General features: G+C 64.9%; 21 protein-coding genes. 12 read left to right on the top strand and 9 right to left on the bottom strand.

The features are described from left to right. Positions 1-141: 141 nt before the first annotated feature. The 3 genes from serS (at position 142) to surE (ending at position 2,828) form a co-directional block, all read left to right on the top strand. Positions 142-1,473 (top strand): serine--tRNA ligase, encoded by a 1,332-nt coding sequence (gene serS, locus FJV43_RS36790; RefSeq protein ID WP_239623749.1) that lies wholly within the window; start codon positions 142-144, stop codon positions 1,471-1,473. Positions 1,474-1,592: 119 nt separating this feature from the next. Continuing rightward, on the top strand, positions 1,593-1,955 hold the full coding sequence (locus FJV43_RS36785) for a hypothetical protein (protein ID WP_239629782.1): 363 nt from the start codon (positions 1,593-1,595) through the stop codon (positions 1,953-1,955). Between the two features lie 105 nt (positions 1,956-2,060). Beyond that, positions 2,061-2,828, top strand: a complete 768-nt coding sequence (surE, locus tag FJV43_RS36780; RefSeq protein ID WP_239623748.1) for a 5'/3'-nucleotidase SurE — start codon at positions 2,061-2,063, stop codon at positions 2,826-2,828. A 106-nt stretch (positions 2,829-2,934) separates the two neighbouring features. Here the strand turns inward: surE and FJV43_RS36775 are convergent, their stop codons facing one another. Continuing rightward, positions 2,935-3,306 carry a response regulator gene (locus FJV43_RS36775; RefSeq protein WP_239623747.1) on the bottom strand — a complete coding sequence of 124 codons (372 nt, stop codon included), beginning with the start codon at positions 3,304-3,306 and terminating at the stop codon, positions 2,935-2,937. Between the two features lie 227 nt (positions 3,307-3,533). Here FJV43_RS36775 and FJV43_RS36770 point away from each other — a divergent pair, with 227 nt between their 5' ends. After that, complete coding sequence (locus tag FJV43_RS36770; protein ID WP_194393812.1) at positions 3,534-4,184, top strand: protein-L-isoaspartate(D-aspartate) O-methyltransferase; 651 nt, start codon at positions 3,534-3,536, stop codon at positions 4,182-4,184. A 109-nt stretch (positions 4,185-4,293) separates the two neighbouring features. Then, positions 4,294-5,676 carry a LysM peptidoglycan-binding domain-containing M23 family metallopeptidase gene (locus FJV43_RS36765; protein WP_239623746.1) on the top strand — a complete coding sequence of 461 codons (1,383 nt, stop codon included), beginning with the start codon at positions 4,294-4,296 and terminating at the stop codon, positions 5,674-5,676. Between the two features lie 168 nt (positions 5,677-5,844). Here the strand turns inward: FJV43_RS36765 and FJV43_RS36760 are convergent, their stop codons facing one another. Continuing rightward, positions 5,845-6,837 (bottom strand): ATP-binding protein, encoded by a 993-nt coding sequence (locus FJV43_RS36760; protein WP_239623745.1) that lies wholly within the window; start codon positions 6,835-6,837, stop codon positions 5,845-5,847. A gap of 182 nt (positions 6,838-7,019) precedes the next feature. On the opposite strand from FJV43_RS36760, the gene yajC reads away from it, so the two are divergent. Genes yajC through FJV43_RS36730 form a run of 6 tightly spaced genes read left to right on the top strand, consistent with a single transcriptional unit; the run spans position 7,020 to position 12,661 of the window. Further along, positions 7,020-7,388, top strand: a complete 369-nt coding sequence (yajC, locus tag FJV43_RS36755; protein ID WP_028179502.1) for a preprotein translocase subunit YajC — start codon at positions 7,020-7,022, stop codon at positions 7,386-7,388. Positions 7,389-7,435: 47 nt separating this feature from the next. Further along, entirely contained in the window at positions 7,436-9,040 is a 1,605-nt protein-coding gene (gene secD, locus FJV43_RS36750; protein WP_239623744.1) for a protein translocase subunit SecD, read from the top strand. A 10-nt stretch (positions 9,041-9,050) separates the two neighbouring features. After that, positions 9,051-10,070, top strand: a complete 1,020-nt coding sequence (gene secF / locus FJV43_RS36745; protein ID WP_239623743.1) for a protein translocase subunit SecF — start codon at positions 9,051-9,053, stop codon at positions 10,068-10,070. 60 nt (positions 10,071-10,130) lie between these two features. Next, positions 10,131-10,514, top strand: a complete 384-nt coding sequence (locus FJV43_RS36740; protein ID WP_239623742.1) for an Mth938-like domain-containing protein — start codon at positions 10,131-10,133, stop codon at positions 10,512-10,514. After that, a complete protein-coding gene (locus tag FJV43_RS36735) occupies positions 10,511-11,374 on the top strand; it encodes a phytoene/squalene synthase family protein (protein WP_239623741.1) in 864 nt (287 codons plus the stop codon). The genes FJV43_RS36740 and FJV43_RS36735 overlap by 4 nt, the downstream gene beginning before the upstream one ends. 45 nt (positions 11,375-11,419) lie before the next feature. After that, positions 11,420-12,661 (top strand): threonine ammonia-lyase, encoded by a 1,242-nt coding sequence (locus FJV43_RS36730; RefSeq protein ID WP_028179507.1) that lies wholly within the window; start codon positions 11,420-11,422, stop codon positions 12,659-12,661. Between the two features lie 19 nt (positions 12,662-12,680). On the opposite strand, the gene FJV43_RS36725 is transcribed toward FJV43_RS36730, so the two are convergent. The 5 genes from FJV43_RS36725 to FJV43_RS36705 all read right to left on the bottom strand — a co-directional run bounded on the left by FJV43_RS36725 (position 12,681) and on the right by FJV43_RS36705 (position 17,395). Then, entirely contained in the window at positions 12,681-13,859 is a 1,179-nt protein-coding gene (locus tag FJV43_RS36725; protein ID WP_239623740.1) for an aminotransferase class V-fold PLP-dependent enzyme, read from the bottom strand. Between the two features lie 77 nt (positions 13,860-13,936). Further along, positions 13,937-14,494, bottom strand: a complete 558-nt coding sequence (locus FJV43_RS36720) for a CAP domain-containing protein (protein WP_239623739.1) — start codon at positions 14,492-14,494, stop codon at positions 13,937-13,939. A gap of 94 nt (positions 14,495-14,588) precedes the next feature. Continuing rightward, on the bottom strand, positions 14,589-15,683 hold the full coding sequence (locus tag FJV43_RS36715) for a serine/threonine protein kinase (RefSeq protein WP_239623738.1): 1,095 nt from the start codon (positions 15,681-15,683) through the stop codon (positions 14,589-14,591). 7 nt (positions 15,684-15,690) lie between these two features. Beyond that, a complete protein-coding gene (trmFO, locus tag FJV43_RS36710; RefSeq protein WP_239623737.1) occupies positions 15,691-17,118 on the bottom strand; it encodes a methylenetetrahydrofolate--tRNA-(uracil(54)-C(5))-methyltransferase (FADH(2)-oxidizing) TrmFO in 1,428 nt (475 codons plus the stop codon). A 124-nt stretch (positions 17,119-17,242) separates the two neighbouring features. Continuing rightward, on the bottom strand, positions 17,243-17,395 hold the full coding sequence (locus tag FJV43_RS36705; protein ID WP_007590701.1) for a DUF1127 domain-containing protein: 153 nt from the start codon (positions 17,393-17,395) through the stop codon (positions 17,243-17,245). 485 nt (positions 17,396-17,880) lie between these two features. On the opposite strand from FJV43_RS36705, the gene FJV43_RS36700 reads away from it, so the two are divergent. Continuing rightward, the gene (locus FJV43_RS36700) at positions 17,881-18,285 is read left to right on the top strand and encodes a hypothetical protein (RefSeq protein ID WP_239623736.1); all 405 of its coding nucleotides are present in this window, start codon (positions 17,881-17,883) and stop codon (positions 18,283-18,285) included. A gap of 83 nt (positions 18,286-18,368) precedes the next feature. Here the strand turns inward: FJV43_RS36700 and FJV43_RS36695 are convergent, their stop codons facing one another. Both FJV43_RS36695 and FJV43_RS36690 read right to left on the bottom strand, forming a co-directional pair. Next, positions 18,369-19,193, bottom strand: coding sequence for a lytic murein transglycosylase (locus tag FJV43_RS36695; protein ID WP_239623735.1), 825 nt, complete (start codon positions 19,191-19,193; stop codon positions 18,369-18,371). Between the two features lie 135 nt (positions 19,194-19,328). Next, positions 19,329-20,237: a DUF2189 domain-containing protein gene (locus FJV43_RS36690; protein ID WP_165935726.1), complete on the bottom strand. Its 909-nt coding sequence runs from the start codon at positions 20,235-20,237 to the stop codon at positions 19,329-19,331. Between the last annotated feature and the right edge of the window lie 324 nt (positions 20,238-20,561).

Below are 20,561 nucleotides of genomic sequence, written 5' to 3'. Positions count from 1 at the left end.
CCCCCTCGGGGAATCGCCAGCATCTCTGGAATACTGGATCGCCCGCTTTCGCGGGCGATGACAGAGTGCTAGGGGAGGCGCTGATGTAGATTGTCAACATTAGATGTTGGCCGTTTACGCGGCTTCCCTAGGACCACAGCCATGCACGACATCAAATCGATCCGCGACAATCCGCAAGCCTTCGACGCCGGCCTCGCACGGCGCGGTTTGAAGCCGATGTCGGCCTCGCTGCTGGCGATCGACGAGAGGCGGCGTGCGGCGATCCTCGCCTCCGAGCAGGCGCAGGCGCGGCGCAATGCGGCTTCGAAGGAGATCGGCGATGCCAAGAAGGCCAAGGACGAGGCGCGCGCCGCCAAGCTGATGGCCGAGGTTGCCGACCTCAAGACCACGATGCCGCAGCTCGAAGCCGCCGCCAAGGCTGCCGACGAGGAGCTGACAAAAGAGCTGTCGGCGATCCCGAACATTCCGTTCGACGAAGTGCCTGACGGCGTCGACGAGCACGGCAACGTCCAGCACCACGTGTTCGGCAACAAGCGCAATTACAGCTTTGCGCCAAAACTGCATGACGATCTCGGCACCGCGCTCGGCTATATGGATTTCGAGGCGGCGGCCAAACTCTCCGGCGCGCGCTTCGTCGTGCTGAAGAAGGGGCTGGCACGACTCGAACGCGCCATCGGCCAGTTCATGCTCGACCTGCACACGACCGAGCATGGCTACACCGAGATCAATCCGCCGCTCTTGGTGCGCAACGAGGTGATGTTCGGCACCGGGCAACTGCCGAAATTCGAGGACGACCAGTTCTGGGCGATCAAGGGCGAACTGCTCGCCTCGCCCGACCTTGAGCGGTTGAAGACCGAGCGCCTCGGTCTGATTCCCACCGCCGAGGTGTCGCTCACCAATCTCGCGCGCGAGTCGATTCTCGACGAGAAGCAATTGCCGATGCGGCTCACCGCGCTGACGCCGTGCTTCCGCGCCGAGGCGGGCGCGGCGGGGCGCGACACGCGCGGCATGATCCGCCAGCACCAGTTCACCAAGGTCGAGCTGGTCTCGATCACGACGCCCGAGACCAGCAAGGACGAGCTGGAGCGGATGCTGTCCTGCGCCGAGCAGGTGTTGCAGAAACTCGACCTGCATTATCGCGTGATGACGCTCTGCGCAGGAGATATGGGTTTCTCGTCGCAGAAAACCTATGACATCGAGGTCTGGATGCCCGGGCAGGGCGACGGCGGCATGTTCCGCGAGATCTCGAGCTGCTCGGTGTGCGGCGACTTCCAGGCACGCCGCATGGATGCGCGCTCGCGCGGGCCGGATGGCAAGCCGCGCTTCGTGCACACGCTGAACGGCTCCGGCACTGCGGTCGGCCGCGCGTTGATCGCCGTGATGGAGACCTATCAGCAGGAGGACGGCTCGATCGCGGTCCCCAGCGTGCTCCAGCCCTATATGGGCGGGCTGAAGGTGATTGCGCGCGACTAAAACGTTTTCCCGCGAAGTGGGCACCGGTTCGCGTCCGAAAACGCGGCATGACGAGAATCGCGTTGCGAAGATCGGACGGCCGGCTATCCTGCCGGCCCCTCAACGCGACCCCATCCTTCATGCCCTTGCACCGCGACATCTTCTGGATCGGCAGACAATGGGCTGTGACAGGTGCCGGGATCCAGGCCATCGATCAGCGTCTCCGCGGCGTCCTGGACATCGAGATCGCGCGGCTTTGGGACGACGATCTCGTGCAGAGCCGACGGGCCAAGCCCGGAGTCAATGCTGCGGATTTTGACAAGGCGCTGACGGTGGCACGCGAACGGTTTCCGCAGGCGCCGACACCTGACCCGTTCGTCGCGCAGCTGGAGGCGCTCGGGGTGATCGAGGCTCCCGTCGTGAATCCGGTCGTGCCGGCGATGCAACTGCGTGCGGAGGGCCGGCTCGCGCGATTCCTGCCGCAATGGCGCATTCGCCGCTAGCGGGACCAGGCCGGGAACCTGCTGCCGGGCCCTGATCTGCCGGTTTGCCTGATGGGCCACGGCCGGATATGACAGATCAAACGGTTTTCGGAATCGACCTATCGCATGCGCATTCTCTGCACCAATGACGACGGCATCCATGCTCCCGGCCTCAAGGTCGTGGAGGAGATCGCGCGCGCCTTGTCGGACGACGTCTGGGTGGTGGCGCCCGAGCTCGACCAGTCCGGCGTGTCGCATTCGCTGTCGCTGAACGATCCCTTGCGCCTGCGCGAGGTCGGCCCGCGGCACTTTGCCGTGCGCGGCACGCCGACGGACTGCGTCATCATGGGGGCCCGCCATATCCTGGGTGCCAAGCTGCCTGATATCGTGCTGTCCGGCGTCAACAAGGGCCGCAACGTCGCCGAGGACGTGGTCTATTCCGGCACCATTGCCGGCGCGTTGGAGGGCACCATCCTGGGGCTGCCGTCATTCGCACTGTCGCAGGAATTCAGTGTCGAGACCCGTGAACGGCCGCCGTGGGACACCGCGCGCAAATTCGGGCCCGACATCCTGCGCAAGGTGATCGCTGCCGGCGTTCCCAAAGACACCGTCATCAACGTCAACTTCCCGTCCTGTGCGCCCGAGGATGTGCTGGGCGTCCGCGTCACGCGCCAGGGCAAGCGCAATCTCGGCTTCCTCAAGATCGACGAGCGCAGGGATGGCCGCGGCAATCCCTATTTCTGGATCGGCTTCGAGCGCACCGCGATGATGGATACGCCCGCCGACGGCACCGATCTCGCGGCGCTGCGCGAGCGCTACGTTTCCGTCACGCCGCTCAGGCTCGATCGCACCAACGAGGCGTTTTCGGAAGAGCTGAGCCTCACGCTGAAATAGGGCTCGATCCTTTGCCGTTCCGATGGAATCGGAACGGGGCTCTAGATTCTTGTTCTTGACGCGTTTTCTAAGACGCGAACCGGTGTCCACTTCGCTCGAAAACGCTCTAGCCGCCGCGAAGCGCGGCTTCGATGGTTCTGCCGAGCGCATCGAGCTGAAACGGCTTTTGCAGCGACGGCCGATCGCGGTATTGTTCGGGCAGGCCGGAAGAGCCGTAACCGGTGGCGAAGATGAACGGGCAGCCCTTCGCCATGATGACGTCGGCCACCGGCGAGATGACCTTGCCGTTGACGTTGACGTCCAGGATGGCGAGGTCGAACTCGGTGGATTGCGCAAGCCGCATGGCCTCGGTGATGTCGCCCGCTTCGGCGGCAACCTTGTAGCCGAGCTCCTCCAGCATGTCCGCGACCATCATTCTGATCATGACCTCGTCCTCGACGAGGAAAACAGAGCGGCCCGAAAGCCCTGTCGCAGTCATAGGTGAGTCCTTGCCCATTCTCATGAACGTTCGCAGATAACGATAGGGGACGCAATGCGCGTTTCGGCGAACGCAAACCCGCAAACGGCTTAGCGCTTTGAAAGCCCGGTTGTGGTCAAATGCTGCGCCGAAAGGCTATCATGAGTTCCTGAGCCGGAACAAGATTCTCGTCTCGGGTTCTTGCGGTGCAGTACGCAATGCGCCAGACGAGATGAGCAACAGCAGCTATGACGTCCCATCAGCACCCACCGGAAAAGATGATGTTTCAGCTGACGCTGAGGCGTCGGGGCATTAGCGATCAGGCCGTGCTGAGGACCATGGAGGAGGTGCCGCGCGAGCTTTTCGTCGAGGACGCCGATCGCGACGGCGCCTATCGTGACAGCGCGCTGCCGATCGCCTGCGGGCAGACCATCAGCCAGCCCTTCGTCGTCGCCTACATGACCGAGCAGCTCCAGCTCAAAAAGCAGCACCGGGTGCTCGAAATCGGCACCGGGTCTGGCTACCAGGCTGCCGTGCTGTCGCGGCTCGCTGGCCAGGTGCTGACCGTCGAGCGCTATCGCAAGCTCGCCGACACGGCACGCGCCCGACTCGAAAAGCTCGATTGTCACAATGTCGAGGTGATGCTCGGCGACGGTCTCAATCTGCCTCCCAATATCGGTCCGTTCGACCGCATCATCGTCACCGCCGCGCTGGAGCAGATTCCGGACAACCTGATCGAGCGGCTGGAGGTCGGGGGCATCCTGATCGCCCCGGTTGGCCCGCATCAGGGCGTGCAGACGCTGACCCGCCTGACCCGCAGCGAGACCGGAATCGAGCGGAGGGAACTCGTCGAGGTCCGCTTCGTACCGGCACTGCCCGGGGTGGCGCGGGAACTGTAGAACCCCGGATCGGCTGTGCCGCCAACACCTTATTGGGAGGGTTAAGCCGTTATTTACTCGGCAGGTGTTTACTTAAAACACCAGTTCTGTTGCGTACGAGTGAGTAACCATGTCCGCTGTCGCCGAGTTGCTTTACTCGCGCCGCGTGCCGCAGGTCGCGGCGCTGGCGCTGATCTCCTTCAGCTTTGCAGGGTGCAGCGCCGACATGTCGTCGCGTCTGTCCCAGACGAATTTCTCCAATCCCTTCGCCTCGGAATCCACGGGATCGGTGCAGCAGGCGCCGCCGCCGCAGCGTGAGCTGCCGCAATATACGCGGCCGCAGACGCAGCCCGGCTATTATCAGTCGCAGCCCCTGCCGGCGCCGGCAGTGTCCGCGCCGCAATCCTATCCCGTCGCGTCGGGTGGGGGAGTGTCCGGTGGCGGACGCGGCGTCGGCTCCTATGCGCCTCCGGCGCAGCCGCATCTCGAGACCACGGCCACCGTGCCGCCGCGCTCGGTTGCGGCCGCCCAGCCGGCCGGCGGGACCAAGATCATCGTCGGTACCAGCGATACGCTGGACGTGCTGGCCAAGCGCTATCGCGTCACGCCGCAGGCGATCCTTGCCGCCAACGGCTACAAGGGGCCGCGCGCGCTCTCGCCCGGCCAGCAGCTGATCATCCCGCATCCGGCGACGGCCGCTGCGCCGGTGCCCGCGCCGGCGATGGCGCCCGTTGCGGCAGCGCCCGCGGCCAAGCCGGTCGCGGCCATGGCTGCGCCGCCGAGCACCCATTTCGTCAATCGTGGCGACACGCTCGCCAGCATTGCCCGGAAGAACCACGTCTCGGCGGCTGAACTCGCCCGTGCCAATGGCCTCGATCCGTCTGCAAAACTCAAGCTCGGCACCAGGCTGACCGTGCCCGGTGCCAAGATTGCCGCCGTCGCGGCGCCTGCAGCACCGGCCACAGCTGCGCCCGTTGCGGGAACGCTCCAGCCCGTCGCGGCTGCTCCCGCGCCTGCCACCAAGATGGCGGCGGCCGCGCCGGTGCAGAGCGCGCGCCTGGCCCAGGCGACGGCCAATGTCGAAGAGAAACCCGCCGAGACGCCGGCGAAGGCCGCGGAGGCCACCGGCGCGCTGCCGACCTTCCGCTGGCCGGTCCGCGGCAAGGTGGTCACGAGCTACGGCGCCAAGACCAATGGCAAGGCCAATGACGGCATCAATCTCGCGGTGCCCGAAGGGACGCCGGTCAAGGCAGCTGAAGACGGCGTCGTCGCCTATTCCGGCAACGAGCTGAAAGGTTACGGCAATCTGGTCCTGGTTCGGCACTCCAACGGCTACGTCACCGCATATGCCCATGCGAGTGAGCTGTTGGTGAAGCGCGGCGACACCATCAAGCGCGGCCAGGTCATTGCCAAGTCGGGTCAATCCGGGGAGGTGGCGTCGCCGCAGCTCCACTTCGAGATCCGCAAGGGATCGAGCCCGGTTGATCCGCTTCAATTCCTGAACGGGGCGTGAGGCTTCGCCAGGCTCTCACTATACGAACGGTGTCATCGCCCGCCCTGTGCGCAATTGCGCACTGGAGCGGGCGATCCAGTATTCCAGAGACAGTTGTGCTCTTGCCGGGAAGCGCGGCATCCCCGCTTTCGCGGGGAATGACCGTGGCTTGTGTGGTGGCAGTTTCGACTACTTCGCCGTCAGCTTCACGCCGAGCCGTCCCGCCAGTTCCTGCACGAACTGCCAGGCGACGCGGCCCGAGCGCGAGCCGCGCGTGGTCGACCATTCCAGCGCCTCGCGCTCCAGCGTCTCGTCGTCGATCCTGACGCCGAAATGGCCGCAATAGCCGCGCACCATGGCGAGATATTCGTCCTGGCTGCAGCGGTGAAAGCCGAGCCAGAGGCCGAAGCGATCCGACAGCGACACCTTCTCCTCGACCGCCTCGCCCGGATTGATCGCGGTCGAGCGCTCGTTCTCGATCATCTCGCGCGCCAGCAGGTGGCGGCGGTTCGAGGTGGCGTAGAGAATGACGTTCTCGGGCCGGCCTTCGATGCCGCCTTCGAGCACGGCCTTGAGCGACTTGTAGGAGGCATCGTTGCCGTCGAAGGAGAGGTCGTCGCAGAACACGATGAAGCGGAAGGACGAGGCCCGCAGTTGATCCATCAGCGCGGGCAGGCTCTCGATGTCCTCGCGGTGGATCTCGATCAGCTTCAGCCTGTCGGCCGGTTTGCGCTCCGCGTTGATGCTGGCATGCGCTGCCTTCACCAGCGACGACTTGCCCATGCCGCGCGCACCCCAGAGCAGGGCGTTATTGGCCGGCAGGCCATTGGCGAAGCGCTCGGTGTTCTCCATCAGGATGTCGCGCATCCGGTCGACGCCCTTCAGCAGGAACAGCTCGACGCGGCTGACCCGCGGCACGGCCGCAAGGCGGCCGTCGGGATGCCAGACATAGGCATCCGCCCGTTCGAACGACTCGCGCTCGGCGGCCGGCATGCCCTGGGCGGAGAGGTGCGCCGCGATCGTCTCCAGCGCGCGGACGATGCGCTCCTGCGAGAGGTCTGGGGCTGCCTTGGCGATGGCTTTGGAGGTTGCCGTGGGGCGTTTTGCCGCGACGCGGGCGCGCTTCTTGGCAGGGGTGCGGGGGCCTTTGCCGGCCGGGCTTTTGCTTGGTTTTTTGGGCATGTCCGAAGTTCCTGAGAACGCAGCCTTATCGGGCCTCACGGCGCGCCGCAAGGTGGCCCAAAAGGGCGGTCTGGCAGCGTTGCAATTGGGGCAATGGCCGCTATAGTCCGCGCGAATTTGACCGAACCGGTCGCCCTCGAGGGCCTGACCGGCTTTCCCCCGTTCTCACGAGGATCGTCCGAATGCTGATTACCCCTGCGTATGCCCAGGCCGCGGGCGCCGGCGACACCAACAGCATGTTGATGTCGCTGCTGCCGTTCGCCCTGATCTTCGTGATCATGTACTTCCTGATTCTGCGTCCCCAGCAGAAGAAGGTCCGCGACCACGCCGAGCTCGTGAAGAACATCCGCCGCGGCGACACCGTCGTGACCTCGGGAGGCCTCGTCGGCAAGGTCACCAAGGTCGTCGACGACGACCAGATCGAGTTCGAGATTTCCGACGGCGTGCGCGTGCGGCAGATGCGCCAGATGATCTCCGGCGTGCGAGCCAAGGGCGAGCCGGCGAAAGAAAGCTCGAAGGATAGCGCCAAGGACGACACCGCGGCGAAGTGAGCGCTCGCGCGAGTCTCTCAAGTCTCCTGATCTGACAGGTCCAGTCGATGTTGTATTTCACGCGGTGGAAGGCGCTGGGGATTATCCTGACGGCGCTGATCGTGTGCCTCTGCGCGATCCCCAACTTCTTCCCCGAGGCGGAGGTCAAGACCTGGCCCGCCTGGGCGCAGCGCAGGCTCGTGCTCGGCCTCGACCTCCAGGGCGGCTCCTACCTGCTGCTCGAGGTCGATTCCAACTACGTGAAGAAGGAGCGGCTCGACCAGGTCCGCGACGACGTTCGCCGGACGCTGCGCGATGCCAAGATCGGCTTCACCGGCGGCGTCACCGTGCGCAACGACGCGGTCGAGGTTCGGATCACCAAGGAATCCGATGCGCAGGCTGCACTCGCCAAGCTGCGGGAGCTGTCCCAGCCGTTGGGCGGCCTCATGGGATCCAGCGGTCAGCGCGACCTCGAGGTGGCTGATGCCGGCGGCGGTGTGATCCGCCTGAGCATCCCGCAGGCCGCGATGCTCGACCGCATGCGCAAGACCATCGAGCAGTCGATCCAGATCGTCGAACGCCGCGTCAACGAGCTCGGCACCGTCGAGCCCGTGATCCAGCGCCAGGGCAATGACCGCATCCTGGTGCAGGTCCCGGGTCTTCAGGACCCGACGCGCCTGAAGGAACTGCTGGGCAAGACCGCGAAGATGGAATTCCGCATGGTCGACACCTCCGTGCCGCCGGACCAGGCGCAGCAGGGGCGGTTGCCGGCGGAATCCGAGCTGCTGATGAGCGCATCGCCGCCGCCCACGCCCTACGTGGTCAAGAAGCAGGTGCTCGTCGCCGGCGGCGACCTGACCGACGCCCAGGCGAGTTTCGACCAGCGCACGGGCGAGCCGGTCGTCAGCTTCAAGTTCAACACCTCGGGCGCGCGCAAGTTCTCGCAGGCCACGACGGAGAACGTCGGACTGCCCTTCGCGATCGTGCTCGACAACAAGGTGATCTCGGCGCCCGTGATCCGCGAGCCGATCACCGGCGGCCAGGGTCAGATCTCCGGCAATTTCACGGTGCAATCGGCCAACGATCTCGCGATTCTCCTGCGCGCCGGCGCGCTGCCGGCGCCGCTCACGGTGGTCGAGGAACGCACCGTCGGTCCGGGCCTCGGCCAGGATTCGATCGAGAAGGGCGAGCTTGCGGCCTATGTCGGCTCGATCCTCGTCATCGTCTTCATGCTGCTGACCTACCGTCTGTTCGGCGTGTTCGCCAACATCGCGGTGGCGATCAACGTCGCGATGATCTTCGGCCTGCTGTCGCTGCTCAATGCCACGCTGACCTTGCCCGGCATCGCCGGCATCGTGCTCACCGTCGGCATCGCGGTGGACTCCAACGTGCTGATCTACGAGCGTATCCGCGAGGAGCTGCGCGGCGGCCGCAACGCGATCTCGGCCATCGACGCCGGCTTCAAGCGGGCGCTCGCGACCATCCTCGATTCCAACATCACCACCTTCATTGCCGCCGCGGTGCTGTTCTACATCGGCACCGGTCCGGTGCGCGGCTTTGCCGTGACGCTCGGCATCGGCATCATCACCACGGTGTTCACCGCCTTCACCATGACCCGGCTGATCGTCGCTTGGTGGGTGCGGTGGAAGCGGCCGCAGAGCGTGCCGATCTAGGAGCCTGATCGTGACTCACACCGTTCTCATCGGGCTCGGCGTCCTCATTGCCATCCTCACCGTGGTCTCGGTGTTCGGCTGGCTGCCGTCGCTGCGCATCGTCCCTGACGATACGCATTTCGACTTCACGCGCTTCCGCCGCATCAGCTTCCCGATCTCGGCGCTGCTGTCGATCGTCGCGATCACGCTGTTCTTCACCCATGGCTTGAATTTCGGCATCGATTTCAAGGGAGGCACGCTGCTCGAAGTGCGGGCCAAGTCCGGCGCCGCCGACATCGCGGCGATGCGCACGACGCTGGATGGCTTGCGTCTTGGCGAAGTCCAGCTGCAGCAGTTTGGCGGACCCGAGAACGTCCTGATCCGCGTCGCGGAGCAGCCGGGCGGCGACGCTGCCCAGCAGGAGGCCGTGCAGAAGGTTCGCGCCGCGCTTGGCGATTCCGTCGAATATCGCCGCGTCGAGGTGGTCGGCCCGCGCGTCTCAGGCGAACTGCTGGCCTATGGCATGCTCGGTCTGATGCTCGCGATCCTAGGCATCTTGGTCTATCTCTGGTTCCGCTTCGAATGGCAGTTCGCGCTCGGCGCCATGATCGCGAACGTGCATGACATCGTGCTGACCATCGGCTTCATGTCGATCAGCCAGGTCGATTTCGACCTGACCAGCATCGCCGCACTGCTGACGATCCTGGGCTATTCGCTCAACGACACCGTCGTCATCTACGATCGTATCCGTGAAATGCTGCGGCGTTACAAGAAGATGCCGATGCCGCAGCTTCTCAACGAGTCCATCAACTCGACGCTCTCGCGCTCGATCATCACTCACTTCACGGTGACGCTGGCGCTGCTCGCGCTGCTGTTGTTCGGCGGGCACGCGATCCACAGCTTTACCGCAGTGATGATGTTCGGCGTGGTGCTGGTCGGTACCTACACCTCGATCTTCATTGCGGCCCCGATCCTGATCTACCTCGGCGTCGGCGAGCATCGCGAAGATGCGGTGGAAGCGACTACGCCGGCGAAGAAAAACAAGGCATGATCCGAACCTCGTGCCCTCGCAGGAGTTTGCGGGGGCAGTAAGCCCATTCGGACGAAGCTCATGGCCGGCGATCCCAATGCTCCGCATTTCCCGCGCTCGGCGCCGATCGATGCCTATGGCAAGGGCGGCTTCGCCTTTGCCGGCATGTCGCATCGGGGCTCGCTGCTCTGCCTGCCGGACGCGGTCTGGGCCTGGGACGTGACGGACCCCGCGAAGATCGACCGCTATTCGCTGGATCGGGTCTTCACGGCGGCCAACAGCATCGACACGCTCCTGGTCGGCACCGGAACCGGGTTGTGGCTGCCGCCGCCGGAGCTGCGTCAGGCGCTCAAGGCGGTGAGGGTGGTGCTGGACACGATGCAGACCGGACCCGCCGTACGCACCTACAACATCATGATCGGCGAACGGCGGCGGGTTGCCGCTGCGCTGATCGCCGTGCCATGAGCAGCCCTGCGCCGCCGCCCGATTCCGTTGCCTTCTGCGCCGATCTGGTGCGCAGCCATGACTTTCCGCGTTACGCCGCGACCCTGTTCGCGCCGGTCGCCGAGCGCCGTGCGTTGCTGGCCCTGTATGCCTTCAACGTCGAGATCGTCCGCGTCCGCGACCAGGTGAGCCAGCCCTTGCCCGGCGAGATCCGCCTGCAATGGTGGACCGACATGCTGTCGGGCCATGTCCATGGCAGCGCCGAGGGCAATCCGGTGGCAGCCGAGCTGCTCCGCGCGATCCGTGATTTCAACCTGCCGGTCGAGCCGCTGTCGCTGCTTGCCGACGAGCACCAGTTCGATCTCTACAACGACCCGATGCCGACCATGGCCGCGCTGGAAGGCTATCTGGCCGCGACCTCATCGGCGCTGTTCGGTCTGGCGGCGCAGGTTTTGGGACCGCCGTCCGAGGCGGTCGAGCATCTCGCCCGCCATGCCGGGCTGGCGCAGGGCATCGTGCAGGTCATCGCCAACTTGCCACGCGATGCCGCGCATCGGCAGTTGTTCCTGCCGCAGCAGCTGATGGAGAGGCACAATTGCAGCATCGAGGATGTCTTCGCCGGCACGGATACACCCAATCTCCATGCGGTGCTGGAGCAGCTTGCGGGTGAAGCCCGGCAGCATCTGACGACGGCTTCGTCGCTGCTGGCGCAGGTGGCACCGTCCATGCGGCCGGCGTTTCTGCCGCTGAGCCAGGCGCAGGCCGATCTCGAGCGCCTGTCGCGTCCGGAACGCAACCCGTTTACGCTGCAGCCGTCGTCGCGGCTGCGCACGCTCTGGACATTGTGGCGCGCCTCGCGATCGCGTGAATTTACCAAATAGCGGCTGGCTTATCGCCTGAGCCGGCCAAATGCTCTATGCTGTCCTATGGCTGACTTGTCCCGAAGCACGTCCGATCTCAGCGGCTTTCCGGTCGCACCAAGCGACATTCTTGCCGCCGCCGAGACCATCCGCGGCGCCGTCGTCGAGACGCCCTGCAGCCATAGCCGAACACTGAGCAGTATCTGCGGCTGCGACATCTGGCTGAAATTCGAGAACCTCCAGTTCACCTCCTCGTTCAAGGAGCGCGGCGCGCTCAACCGGCTCACCGCGCTGACGCCGGAAGAGCGCGTGCGGGGCGTGATCGCAATGTCCGCGGGCAACCACGCGCAAGGCGTCGCCTACCACGCCAAGCGGCTCGGCATTCCCGCCACCATCGTGATGCCGATCGGCACGCCCATGGTGAAGATCGAGAACACCAGGCATCACGGCGCCGAGGTGGTGGTCACGGGCGCGACGCTGGAAGAGGCGGCCGCCTTCGCGCGCAGCCACGGTGAAGCGCGCGGCATGATCTTCGTCCACCCATATGACGATCCGCTTGTCATCGCGGGGCAGGGCACGATCGGGCTGGAAATGCTGAAGGCGGTACCGGATCTCGACACGCTGGTCGTTCCGATCGGCGGCGGCGGGTTGATCAGCGGTATCGCCATTGCCGCGAAATCGATCAAGCCGTCGCTGCGGATATTGGGCGTCGAGGCCTGGCTGTATCCATCGATGTACAACGCGATCCATGACGGCAATCTGCCGGCGCGCGGCGATACGCTGGCCGAAGGCATCGCGGTGAAATCGCCGGGGAAGATCACCACTGAAATCGTCCGTCGTCTCGTCGACGACATCGCGCTGGTCAACGAAGCCGAGCTCGAGCGTGCGGTCGCAACCCTGATCTCGATCGAGAAGACGGTGGTCGAGGGTGCCGGCGCCGCCTGCCTCGCCGCGCTGATGTCCGATCCGTCCCGCTTTGCCGGCCAAAAGGTCGGCCTGGTGCTGAGCGGAGGCAATATCGACACGCGGCTGATTGCCTCCGTCCTCACCCGAGAGCTGGCGCGCGAGGGGCGGCTGACGCAATTGTCGCTCGATATTCCTGATCGCCCCGGGCAGCTTGCCGCCGTGGCCGCGCTGCTGGCCGAAGCCGGCGCCAACATCATCGAGGTCTCGCATCAGCGGACGTTCTCGGATCTTCCGGCCAAGGCGACGCTGCTGCAGCTGGTCATCGAGACCCGCGACAGCGCGCATCTCGACGAGGTGATGGCGAGACTGAGCGCATCCGGACTGAGCGCGCGCTGCACCTGAGCGGTGCGCGGGCATGCCGCTACCGCGACGCCAGAGCCGCGAGGTGACCGATCAGCCGATCGATCTCGGCTTCGGTGTTGTAATAGTGCGGCGATGCCCGCACGAGCGGCGGCAGCGAGCGGAGCTCGGCATCGATGCGGGTACTTGCTGGATCCGACGCGCCGATCGTGATGCCGGCGGCAGCGGCGCTGCCCACGATGGCGTCCGCCTCATACCCGTCCATCGTGAAACTGACGATGGCGCCCGGCGCGCGGCCGAGGTCGCGAATGGCGAGGCCGCGGACGGACGCAAGGCCGCCCCGAAGGCGGTCCGCCAGCAGACGGCAGCGCTGCCCGATGGAACCCATGCCGATATCGAGTGCGTAATCGACGGCAGCGCCGAGCCCGAGCCGGGCCGCATAATTGTTCTCCCAGGTCTCGAAACGGCGTGCATCGTCCCGCAGCCGATATTCATCCCGCGAAACCCAGGGCGCGGCGAAATGGTCGATCATCGGTGGTTCGAGCTGTTGCAGTAGAGCCCGGCGGACGTAGAGAAAGCCCGTGCCGCGCGGGCCGCGCAGGAACTTTCGCCCCGTGGCCGACAGCATGTCGCAGCCGATGGCATCGACGTCGACGGCCATCTGGCCGACCGCCTGACAGGCGTCGAGCAGATAGGGAATACCATGTGCCCGCGCGATCTTGCCGATCGCCGCGGCGGGATTGACCAGCCCGCCATTGGTCGGAACCCAGGTGATGGCGATCAGCTTTGTGCGCTCATCGATCATGCGTTCGAGCGCGTGCACGTCGAGTTCGCCGCTGGCATCGCTCGGCACGACATCGATCGTCGCGCCGGTTCGCTTCGCGACCTGAAGAAAGGCGACATAATTGGCGGCGTATTCGGCCTCGGCCGTCAGGATGCGGTCGCCCTTGCGGAAGGGAAGCGCGTAGAACGCCATCTGCCAGGCAACCGTCGCGTTCTCCACCAGGGCGATCTCGTCGGGTGCGGCATTGAGCAGGCGCGCCACCGAGTCATACACCGCGTCGAGCCGATCGGACTCACGGTCGGCGGCGGCATAGCCTCCGATCTCGCTTTCCAGATCGATGTGTCCCTTGATCGCCGCGACGACCGGCGCCGGCATCAGAGCCGCACCCGCATTGTGCAGGTATGCGAGCCGGGAGGCGGCAGGCGTGTCGGCGCGTATCCGGTCGATGTCGATCACCTCCGCCTCCGCTTCTCGCGATCTTCGTGCATGAATTAGACGCGTCGAGGACTGCGAGCAAGACGGCGCAGTCTGGCTCAGATGCAGAGGCTGAGCAGCTTGATGGTACAGGTGCTGGATTTGGGCTTGGTTGCGGGCGCCGCCTCGCGCTTCACGACAACCAGCGGCTCCTTGTCCTTCTTGCCCTTACCCTTGCCCTTCGGCTCGTAATCGCCGGCGATCACCATGGCCCAATAGGTGCGCTTGCCGTTGGCATTCTTGGCGCTGGCGATGCCGACGCGGGAGGCGTTGTGCAGCAGGAGGTTCTTGCGGTGCCCGGACGAGTCGATCCACTGTCCCAGCGTCTTCTCGAAATTGTCGTAGCCGTAGGCGATGTTCTCGGCGGCGCGGCCTGCGCCCGCCGGCGCGACGCGGCGGTTGAAGGGGCCGAGCGCGTCGTGACTGAGGTCGTCCTTCGCCGCCATCGCGCGGGCCTGATCCATGGCGATGCGGTCGAGGGTGGCATCGCGAACGACGCGGGCCTCACCATGCTTGAGACGGAAGCTGGAGATCAGCTCGGCCGACGAGTCAGCCATCGCGGGCGCGCCTGCCAGCAGCAGAAGGCCGGCGATCATCCCGCCAATCACACGATGCATCATCGTCCCCCGAGTGCCCATGATCTTTGCCAGCCCTGCGCTATCCAAGCATTTCTCTATCGCCAATGTGGACGCTTCAAGGCACGCCGCAACGCTAGCTCGCCGGCAGCTTCGCCTCGAAATTGAAGCGGTCGCGCAGGTTCTTGCGCTGCTCCAGGATGTCCTTGAGGAAGGCACGGTCCTGCTCGTTCTTCATCATCGGCTCGATCAGGTCGAGCTGGTTCATGGCGACCAGTTGCAGGACCTCGGTGCGCGGCGCGCCGCTCGCGTTGCGCGGCAAGGCGTGCACGATCTGGATGTGCTCGGGCGGCTTCGGTCCCTTGGCGGCGGCAAGCTCGCTGCGGAGCTGGCCTTCGAGCGCGGCCTGATCGGCTTCGACGAAGGCATAGAGCCCGACGCCGGAGCGGCGGTCGGCAAAGGCGACGATGGCGGTGTCGCGCACGGCAGGATTCCGGCGGATCAGCTCGGCGAGCACCGGCGCGTCGTTGACGAGCCGGCGGCCGCCGCCCTCGCGGTCGGTGAAGTTGAAGAGGCCGCGGGTGATGGCGCGATAGACCTTCTTGCCGGTGGCGAGCCACAGGCGCGCGGCGAACGACTTCTTCGCCAGGATCTTCCGCTCCCGCGGCGTCAGCGCCTCCGGCGCGTAGGAGCGCTTGTGCTTCAGCAGATGCCGCAGGTCTTCATAGGCGAGGATGCGATAGAGCCGGCCGCGACGGTTGAAGCACGCGGCAAGCTGAAAATCGGTCACGTAGGCGCGGCCGTCGCGGCCGACCAGCCAGTTCTGCTCCTTGGCGAGATCGTTGTGGCAGATACCGGCGCGGCGCAGCCGGCGCAGCGCGGCCTTGGCCGAGCGGAAATAGGCGAGATCGCCATGCGGTTTTGCCAGATGCAGCGCGACGCCGTCGACGAAGCCGCGCACCAGCGCGCGGCGTCCGGCCCACAGCAGCTCGGGACCGACGTTGAGGCCTTTGGCGCGCACCAGCGCATGCTTCTCGCGGGCGAACAGATGGCGTGCCAGCAGAAACGACCACCAAGGCACCTCGTCGAGCCGGCGCAGCACCGCATCGGTCTCGCCGCTCTCGGCGCGGAAGCGGCCGCGCTCGACGGTCGAAAACACGTCGCGCTTGAGCAGCACGCCTTCGATCCAGCGCGCCGACAGCTCTGCGGCGTCGTCTTTGGGGAGGCTCATCGAAGACTCATGCGGCGGCGGCAATGCGAAGGTGATCGGCGATCCAGCGATCGAGATCGGCGAGCGCCCGTGCGCTCAGCGCCTGCTTCTTGGCCACCGTCTTCTCGTTGCCGCGCAATCGCGTGCCATCGGGCTTCTTCGTCGGCACCGTCGCGAGCGGCGGGAACAGGCCGAAATTGACGTTCATCGGCTGGAACGACCGTGTGCCCGGCTCGATGGTCTCGATATGGCCGCCGGTGATGTGGCCGAGCAGCGATCCGAGCGCAGTCGTGCCCGGCGGACTGACAAGCGTCTCGCCGCGTGCCTCCGCTGCCGCATAGAGACCGGCAATCAAGCCGACGCTGGCGGATTCCACATAGCCCTCGCAGCCCGTCATCTGGCCGGCAAAGCGCAACCGCTTCTGTGCCCGCAACCGCAACTGGGTGTCGAGCAGCTTCGGCGAATTCAGGAAGGTGTTGCGATGCAGGCCGCCGAGTCGGGCGAACTCGGCCTTCTCCAGACCGGGAATGGTGCGGAAGATGCGCTGCTGCTCGCCGTACTTCAATTTCGTCTGGAAGCCGACGATGTTGTAGAGCGTGCCGAGCTTGTTGTCCTGACGGAGCTGCACGATCGCATAAGCCTTCGTGGCGGGATCGTGCGGATTGGTGAGGCCGACGGGCTTCATCGGACCATGGCGCAGCGTCTCGGGGCCGCGCTCCGCCATCACTTCGATCGGCAGGCAGCCGTCGAAATAGGGCGTATTGGTCTCCCATTCCTTGAATTCGGTCTTCTCGCCGGTCATCAGCGCAGCGACGAAGCTGTCATACTGCTCCTTTGTCATCGGGCAGTTGATGTAGTCGGCGCCATTGCCGCCGGGGCCGACCTTGTCGTAGCGCGACTGGAACCAGGCCACCGACATGTCGACGGACTCGCGGTGCACGATCGGCGCGATGGCGTCGAAGAAGGCGAGCGCGTTCTCGTCGGTCAGCTCGCGGATGGCGTCGGCCAGCGGCGCTGAGGTGAGGGGGCCGGTGGCAACGATGACGTTGCTCCAGTCGGCAGGCGGCAGGCCCGTGACCTCGCCACGGGCGATCTCGATCAGCGGATGATCTTTCAGCGCCTTGGTGACGGCCGCCGAGAAGCCGTCGCGGTCGACCGCGAGTGCGCCGCCGGCGGGCACCTGGTTGGCATCGGCCGCGCGCATGATCAGCGAGTCGAGCCGGCGCATCTCCGCGTGCAGGAGGCCGACGGCGTTGTTGGCGGCGTCGTCCGAGCGGAACGAATTGGAGCAGACGAGCTCAGCAAGCCCATCAGTGCGGTGCGCCTCGGTCATGCGGGTCGGTCGCATCTCGTGCAGCACCACCGGCACGCCGGATTTCGCCACTTGCCAGGCAGCTTCAGAACCGGCGAGGCCGGCGCCGATCACGTGGACGATGTTGGATTGGGGTCCTGTCATGGGGCGGACAGGTAGCGCTTTTCGGCGGAGAGTGGAATCGCCGAGATCGAGTTTTCTGCCACCAGATACGACAACGCCCGCACAAGGCGGGCGCTATCGGGTCGTCCGGTCGGGGCTGAAATGATCAGCCCTGATACTGACCGGCGGCAACGCGCGGGATGTCCGAGCGATCGAGGCCGATATCGGCCAGTTCGCGATCGCTGAGCTGGGACAACTCGGCAACATTGCGCTGATAGTCCCGGAAGGCCTGGATCATGCGGATGAGCGAGAGCAGCATTGGTAGTCTCCTGTAGTTCGATTCAGCTCTTGCCCGAGCCTCATCGTTGAAGTGAATATAGATGGGAGTAGTGCAGTGCGAAAGTTCCTATGTTGCGATGCAGCTAAGCGCAGAGTGCATAGCGTCTGTAACGGACGATTAACCTGAGGGCGCTCCCGCCCAAGCAACGGGCACAGTCTCGTGCAAGGCGTAACAAATGTCCGTGAATTCACGGACTTATCGTGTCAGAGTGAGCTGTAATGCGTCAGGGAAATATGTTGCGTTTCCTCGGCCCGCCAGGACCCGAACTAGCTACTGAACCCAAGTCACACATGCGCGATTCGCATGAGTCGGGAATAAAAGATATGAATATAAATTCATTCATATCTGCTACGGATCGCTCTGATGTCTGTCGCTTTTTCGACCGCTGAACGCCCCTGCACGCTGAGTGCACGCTTTGCGTGCAGCATTCGTTACGGGGCTGTCATGAAAGACAGCATTTCTGCATGCCGCTCTGCGCCATGTGCAGCATCACGCAATTCTCGCGGAGAATTTATTGCGACAAGTTGACGCGCACAGATGAAAGTCGTGCCGCAGAATCCGGCAATGTCGCTGGTCTGTGCAAGGACAAGAAGGAAGGTAACGTCATGTCGAAGTTACTCGGGGTTATCGCAATCGCTGCCGTTGTGTTCGCCGTCGCGCCGGCTGAGGCCGCCAAGCACGCCGCAGGCGGCTGCAGCGGGGCCAATCTGGAGAAGACGGAGACCGCGATCGAGAACATGGCCGACGGCGACAGCAAGTTTGTCGCGCAGAAAGAAATCGCGTCGGCACAGGACGCGCTGCTCAACGGCAAGATGGGCGTGTGCGGCGCGCATCTGAACAAGGCGATGCAGGCCACCATGGCCAAATAGAACCAAATAAAAACTGAGAAGTCAGCGCATCAAAGAGAGGGCCGATCGCCGCGCGATCGGCCCTTGCTCGCTTGTCCGGGGGCTTAAGGGGCGCGCGCCAGCTGGGTGGCGAAATAGGCAATGGTCTTGGAATAGACCTCGCTCTTGTTCCATTGCTGAAGCACCGCAAAATTCGGACTGCCCGGCTGCCAATCCTTGCCTCGTTGCCAGCCATAGCCGGCGAGATAGTTGGCGGTGGAGGCGAGCACGTCGGGCGCGTTATGCAGGAGATCGCGCTTGCCATTGCCGTCGAAATCGACGGCATATTTCATCCAGGATGACGGCATGAACTGGGTCTGGCCGAGCTCACCGGCCCAGGCGCCCTTCATATCGGCTGGGGCGAGATCGCCGCGCTGGACGATGCGCAGCGCATCCAACAGCTCGGCGCGAAACTGCTCGGAGCGACGGCAGTCATAGGCAAGCGTTGCCAGCGAACGGATCGTCGCGAACTTGCCGGTGTTGACGCCGAAATCGGTCTCCAAACCCCAGATCGCAACCAAGATCTCGCCGGGCACTCCATAGGCCTGCTCGATGCGCGATAGCACCGAGCCATATTGCTTCATCATGTTGGAGCCGCGCTGCATGCGTGGCGGCACCATGCGGCCGGAAAATTCCTCGAAGGACTGGGTGAAGACCTTTTGCGAGCGGTCGCGGTTGAGCACGCTCTGATCGAGCGTCACGCCGGCAAGCCCGGCGGCGATGGCCTGCTGCGAGATGCCTTTCGCCGCAGCGTCGGTTTTGAAATCCGCAAGCCAGGCGTCGAAATTGCCCGAGCCGCAGGCAACAGCAGCGAGCGCTGGCTGGGCTGACAGGATTGAAGCGGAGAGGGCGAAGGCTGCGAGAGCAAGACGAGAAATCGTCGGGGTCATTCGAGTAAATGAATTCCGTGAAGCGATCTGACCGGTGGGCGCAATCTCGGTTGGAACCGCGGCCAAAGCAAGGCGCACAGCAGCGTGCGATCCTGCCCGAGCCAGGGCAAGGCAGGATCGCATGTCACGATATCGTCAGGCGTCGGTCCGATTACGCCAGGGGAAGAGGTTGGCCGGGAAGTCGGCGGCCGGCTTGCGCGGCCGATGCGGCGGGGGCGGCACCGGGCGCGCCCCGGGCTCCGAGACGATCACCTTGCGGTAGAGGTGCCACGTGGCATGGCCAAGCAGCGGGATCACCACGGCAAGGCCGAGGAAGGCCGGTATTGTGCCGAGCGCGAGCAGCACCGCCACAATGAAGCCCCACGCCGCCATCGGCACGGGGTTTCTTGCGACGACCCGCAGCGACGTCACCATCGACTCGAATGCGCCGGCATGACGGTCGAGCATCAAGGGGAACGACACGACGCTGATACAGAGCGCGGCGAGCGCGAACAGGAAGCCGGTGCCGCAGCCAACCGCGATCAGCCACCAGCCTTGCTGAGTCGTCAGCACACGCGTCACGAAGTCCGAGAGTCCGGTCACGCCCTCGTAGCCGAACGCTGCGATGTAGATCGCCTGCGCGGTCGCGACCCAAGTGACGAGCAGGGCGAGCAGCAATGTGCCGAGGCCCAGCATCGCACCGAACGAAGGCGAGCGCAGCACCTCCATGGCATCCCAGGCGCTGGCCGGTTCATAGCGCTCGCGCCGGCTGGAGAGCTCGTAAAGTCCGAGCGCCGCGAAGGGCCCGATCAGCGCGAAACCGGCAGCCAGTGGAAACAGCAGGGGTAGCACCGAATAGCCCATCACCACGCGGGCGAGGACGAGGCCGAGCACCGGGTAGATCACGCACAGGATGATGGCGTGGCTCGGAACGGCCTTGAAGTCTTCCCAGCCGCGCCTGAGCGCGTCCCGCAGATCGGACAGTCGGATGGTTCTGATCACCGGTCCAGCCGCATCCGCGGGCTGGGCCATCGTGGGGACATTGCCCTGGTAGAGTGTGGCCATGGTCGCTAGCTCCCTTGCCAGGCAGCCAAGACCGGCGCCGGCAAACGGCGCAAGCGGCCGCCATTCTCTGAAATCTCGCGATCCCGACCACACGCGAATTCCGGCTGGCATCGCGAGCTGAATGCCAACCATACTCCCAAGTCCAAGCCCTGTCCCTCATGCTCGGGTGAAATTCGATGCCGCGGCGCAACCACAACGACGTCATTCTGTCGTCATTTCGCCGCAGATAAGCTGATGCTGCTGTTAGCCCGCGGAAGTTGCGGGCGCGGCGCGGCAACTTCGTCTATAAGTGCCACTCAAGGCCCTTCCAACGGATTCCTTTTC

The sequence above is a fragment of the Bradyrhizobium sp. I71 genome (genome assembly GCF_022354745.1).
Lineage (GTDB): Bacteria > Pseudomonadota > Alphaproteobacteria > Rhizobiales > Xanthobacteraceae > Bradyrhizobium > Bradyrhizobium liaoningense.
The sequence above is the reverse complement of the archived record's forward strand: the minus strand, read 5'-3'. Positions and strand labels throughout refer to the sequence as shown.

Excerpts from the sequence above, each read along its gene's own strand:
- FJV43_RS36720 (WP_239623739.1), bottom strand. The coding sequence starts at position 14,494 with ATGCATCGTGTGATTGGCGGGATGATCGCCGGCCTTCTGCTGCTGGCA.
- FJV43_RS36730 (WP_028179507.1), top strand. The coding sequence starts at position 11,420 with ATGGCTGACTTGTCCCGAAGCACGTCCGATCTCAGCGGCTTTCCGGTC.
- FJV43_RS36705 (WP_007590701.1), bottom strand. The coding sequence starts at position 17,395 with ATGCTGCTCTCGCTCATCCGCATGATCCAGGCCTTCCGGGACTATCAG.
- trmFO (WP_239623737.1), bottom strand. The coding sequence starts at position 17,118 with ATGACAGGACCCCAATCCAACATCGTCCACGTGATCGGCGCCGGCCTC.
- FJV43_RS36765 (WP_239623746.1), top strand. The coding sequence starts at position 4,294 with ATGTCCGCTGTCGCCGAGTTGCTTTACTCGCGCCGCGTGCCGCAGGTC.
- FJV43_RS36695 (WP_239623735.1), bottom strand. The coding sequence starts at position 19,193 with ATGACCCCGACGATTTCTCGTCTTGCTCTCGCAGCCTTCGCCCTCTCC.
- FJV43_RS36760 (WP_239623745.1), bottom strand. The coding sequence starts at position 6,837 with ATGCCCAAAAAACCAAGCAAAAGCCCGGCCGGCAAAGGCCCCCGCACC.
- FJV43_RS36700 (WP_239623736.1), top strand. The coding sequence starts at position 17,881 with ATGCCGCTCTGCGCCATGTGCAGCATCACGCAATTCTCGCGGAGAATT.
- secD (WP_239623744.1), top strand. The coding sequence starts at position 7,436 with ATGTTGTATTTCACGCGGTGGAAGGCGCTGGGGATTATCCTGACGGCG.
- FJV43_RS36740 (WP_239623742.1), top strand. The coding sequence starts at position 10,131 with ATGGCCGGCGATCCCAATGCTCCGCATTTCCCGCGCTCGGCGCCGATC.
- FJV43_RS36690 (WP_165935726.1), bottom strand. The coding sequence starts at position 20,237 with ATGGCCACACTCTACCAGGGCAATGTCCCCACGATGGCCCAGCCCGCG.
- FJV43_RS36785 (WP_239629782.1), top strand. The coding sequence starts at position 1,593 with ATGCCCTTGCACCGCGACATCTTCTGGATCGGCAGACAATGGGCTGTG.
- FJV43_RS36735 (WP_239623741.1), top strand. The coding sequence starts at position 10,511 with ATGAGCAGCCCTGCGCCGCCGCCCGATTCCGTTGCCTTCTGCGCCGAT.
- FJV43_RS36770 (WP_194393812.1), top strand. The coding sequence starts at position 3,534 with ATGACGTCCCATCAGCACCCACCGGAAAAGATGATGTTTCAGCTGACG.
- yajC (WP_028179502.1), top strand. The coding sequence starts at position 7,020 with ATGCTGATTACCCCTGCGTATGCCCAGGCCGCGGGCGCCGGCGACACC.
- FJV43_RS36715 (WP_239623738.1), bottom strand. The coding sequence starts at position 15,683 with ATGAGCCTCCCCAAAGACGACGCCGCAGAGCTGTCGGCGCGCTGGATC.
- FJV43_RS36775 (WP_239623747.1), bottom strand. The coding sequence starts at position 3,306 with ATGACTGCGACAGGGCTTTCGGGCCGCTCTGTTTTCCTCGTCGAGGAC.
- serS (WP_239623749.1), top strand. The coding sequence starts at position 142 with ATGCACGACATCAAATCGATCCGCGACAATCCGCAAGCCTTCGACGCC.
- surE (WP_239623748.1), top strand. The coding sequence starts at position 2,061 with ATGCGCATTCTCTGCACCAATGACGACGGCATCCATGCTCCCGGCCTC.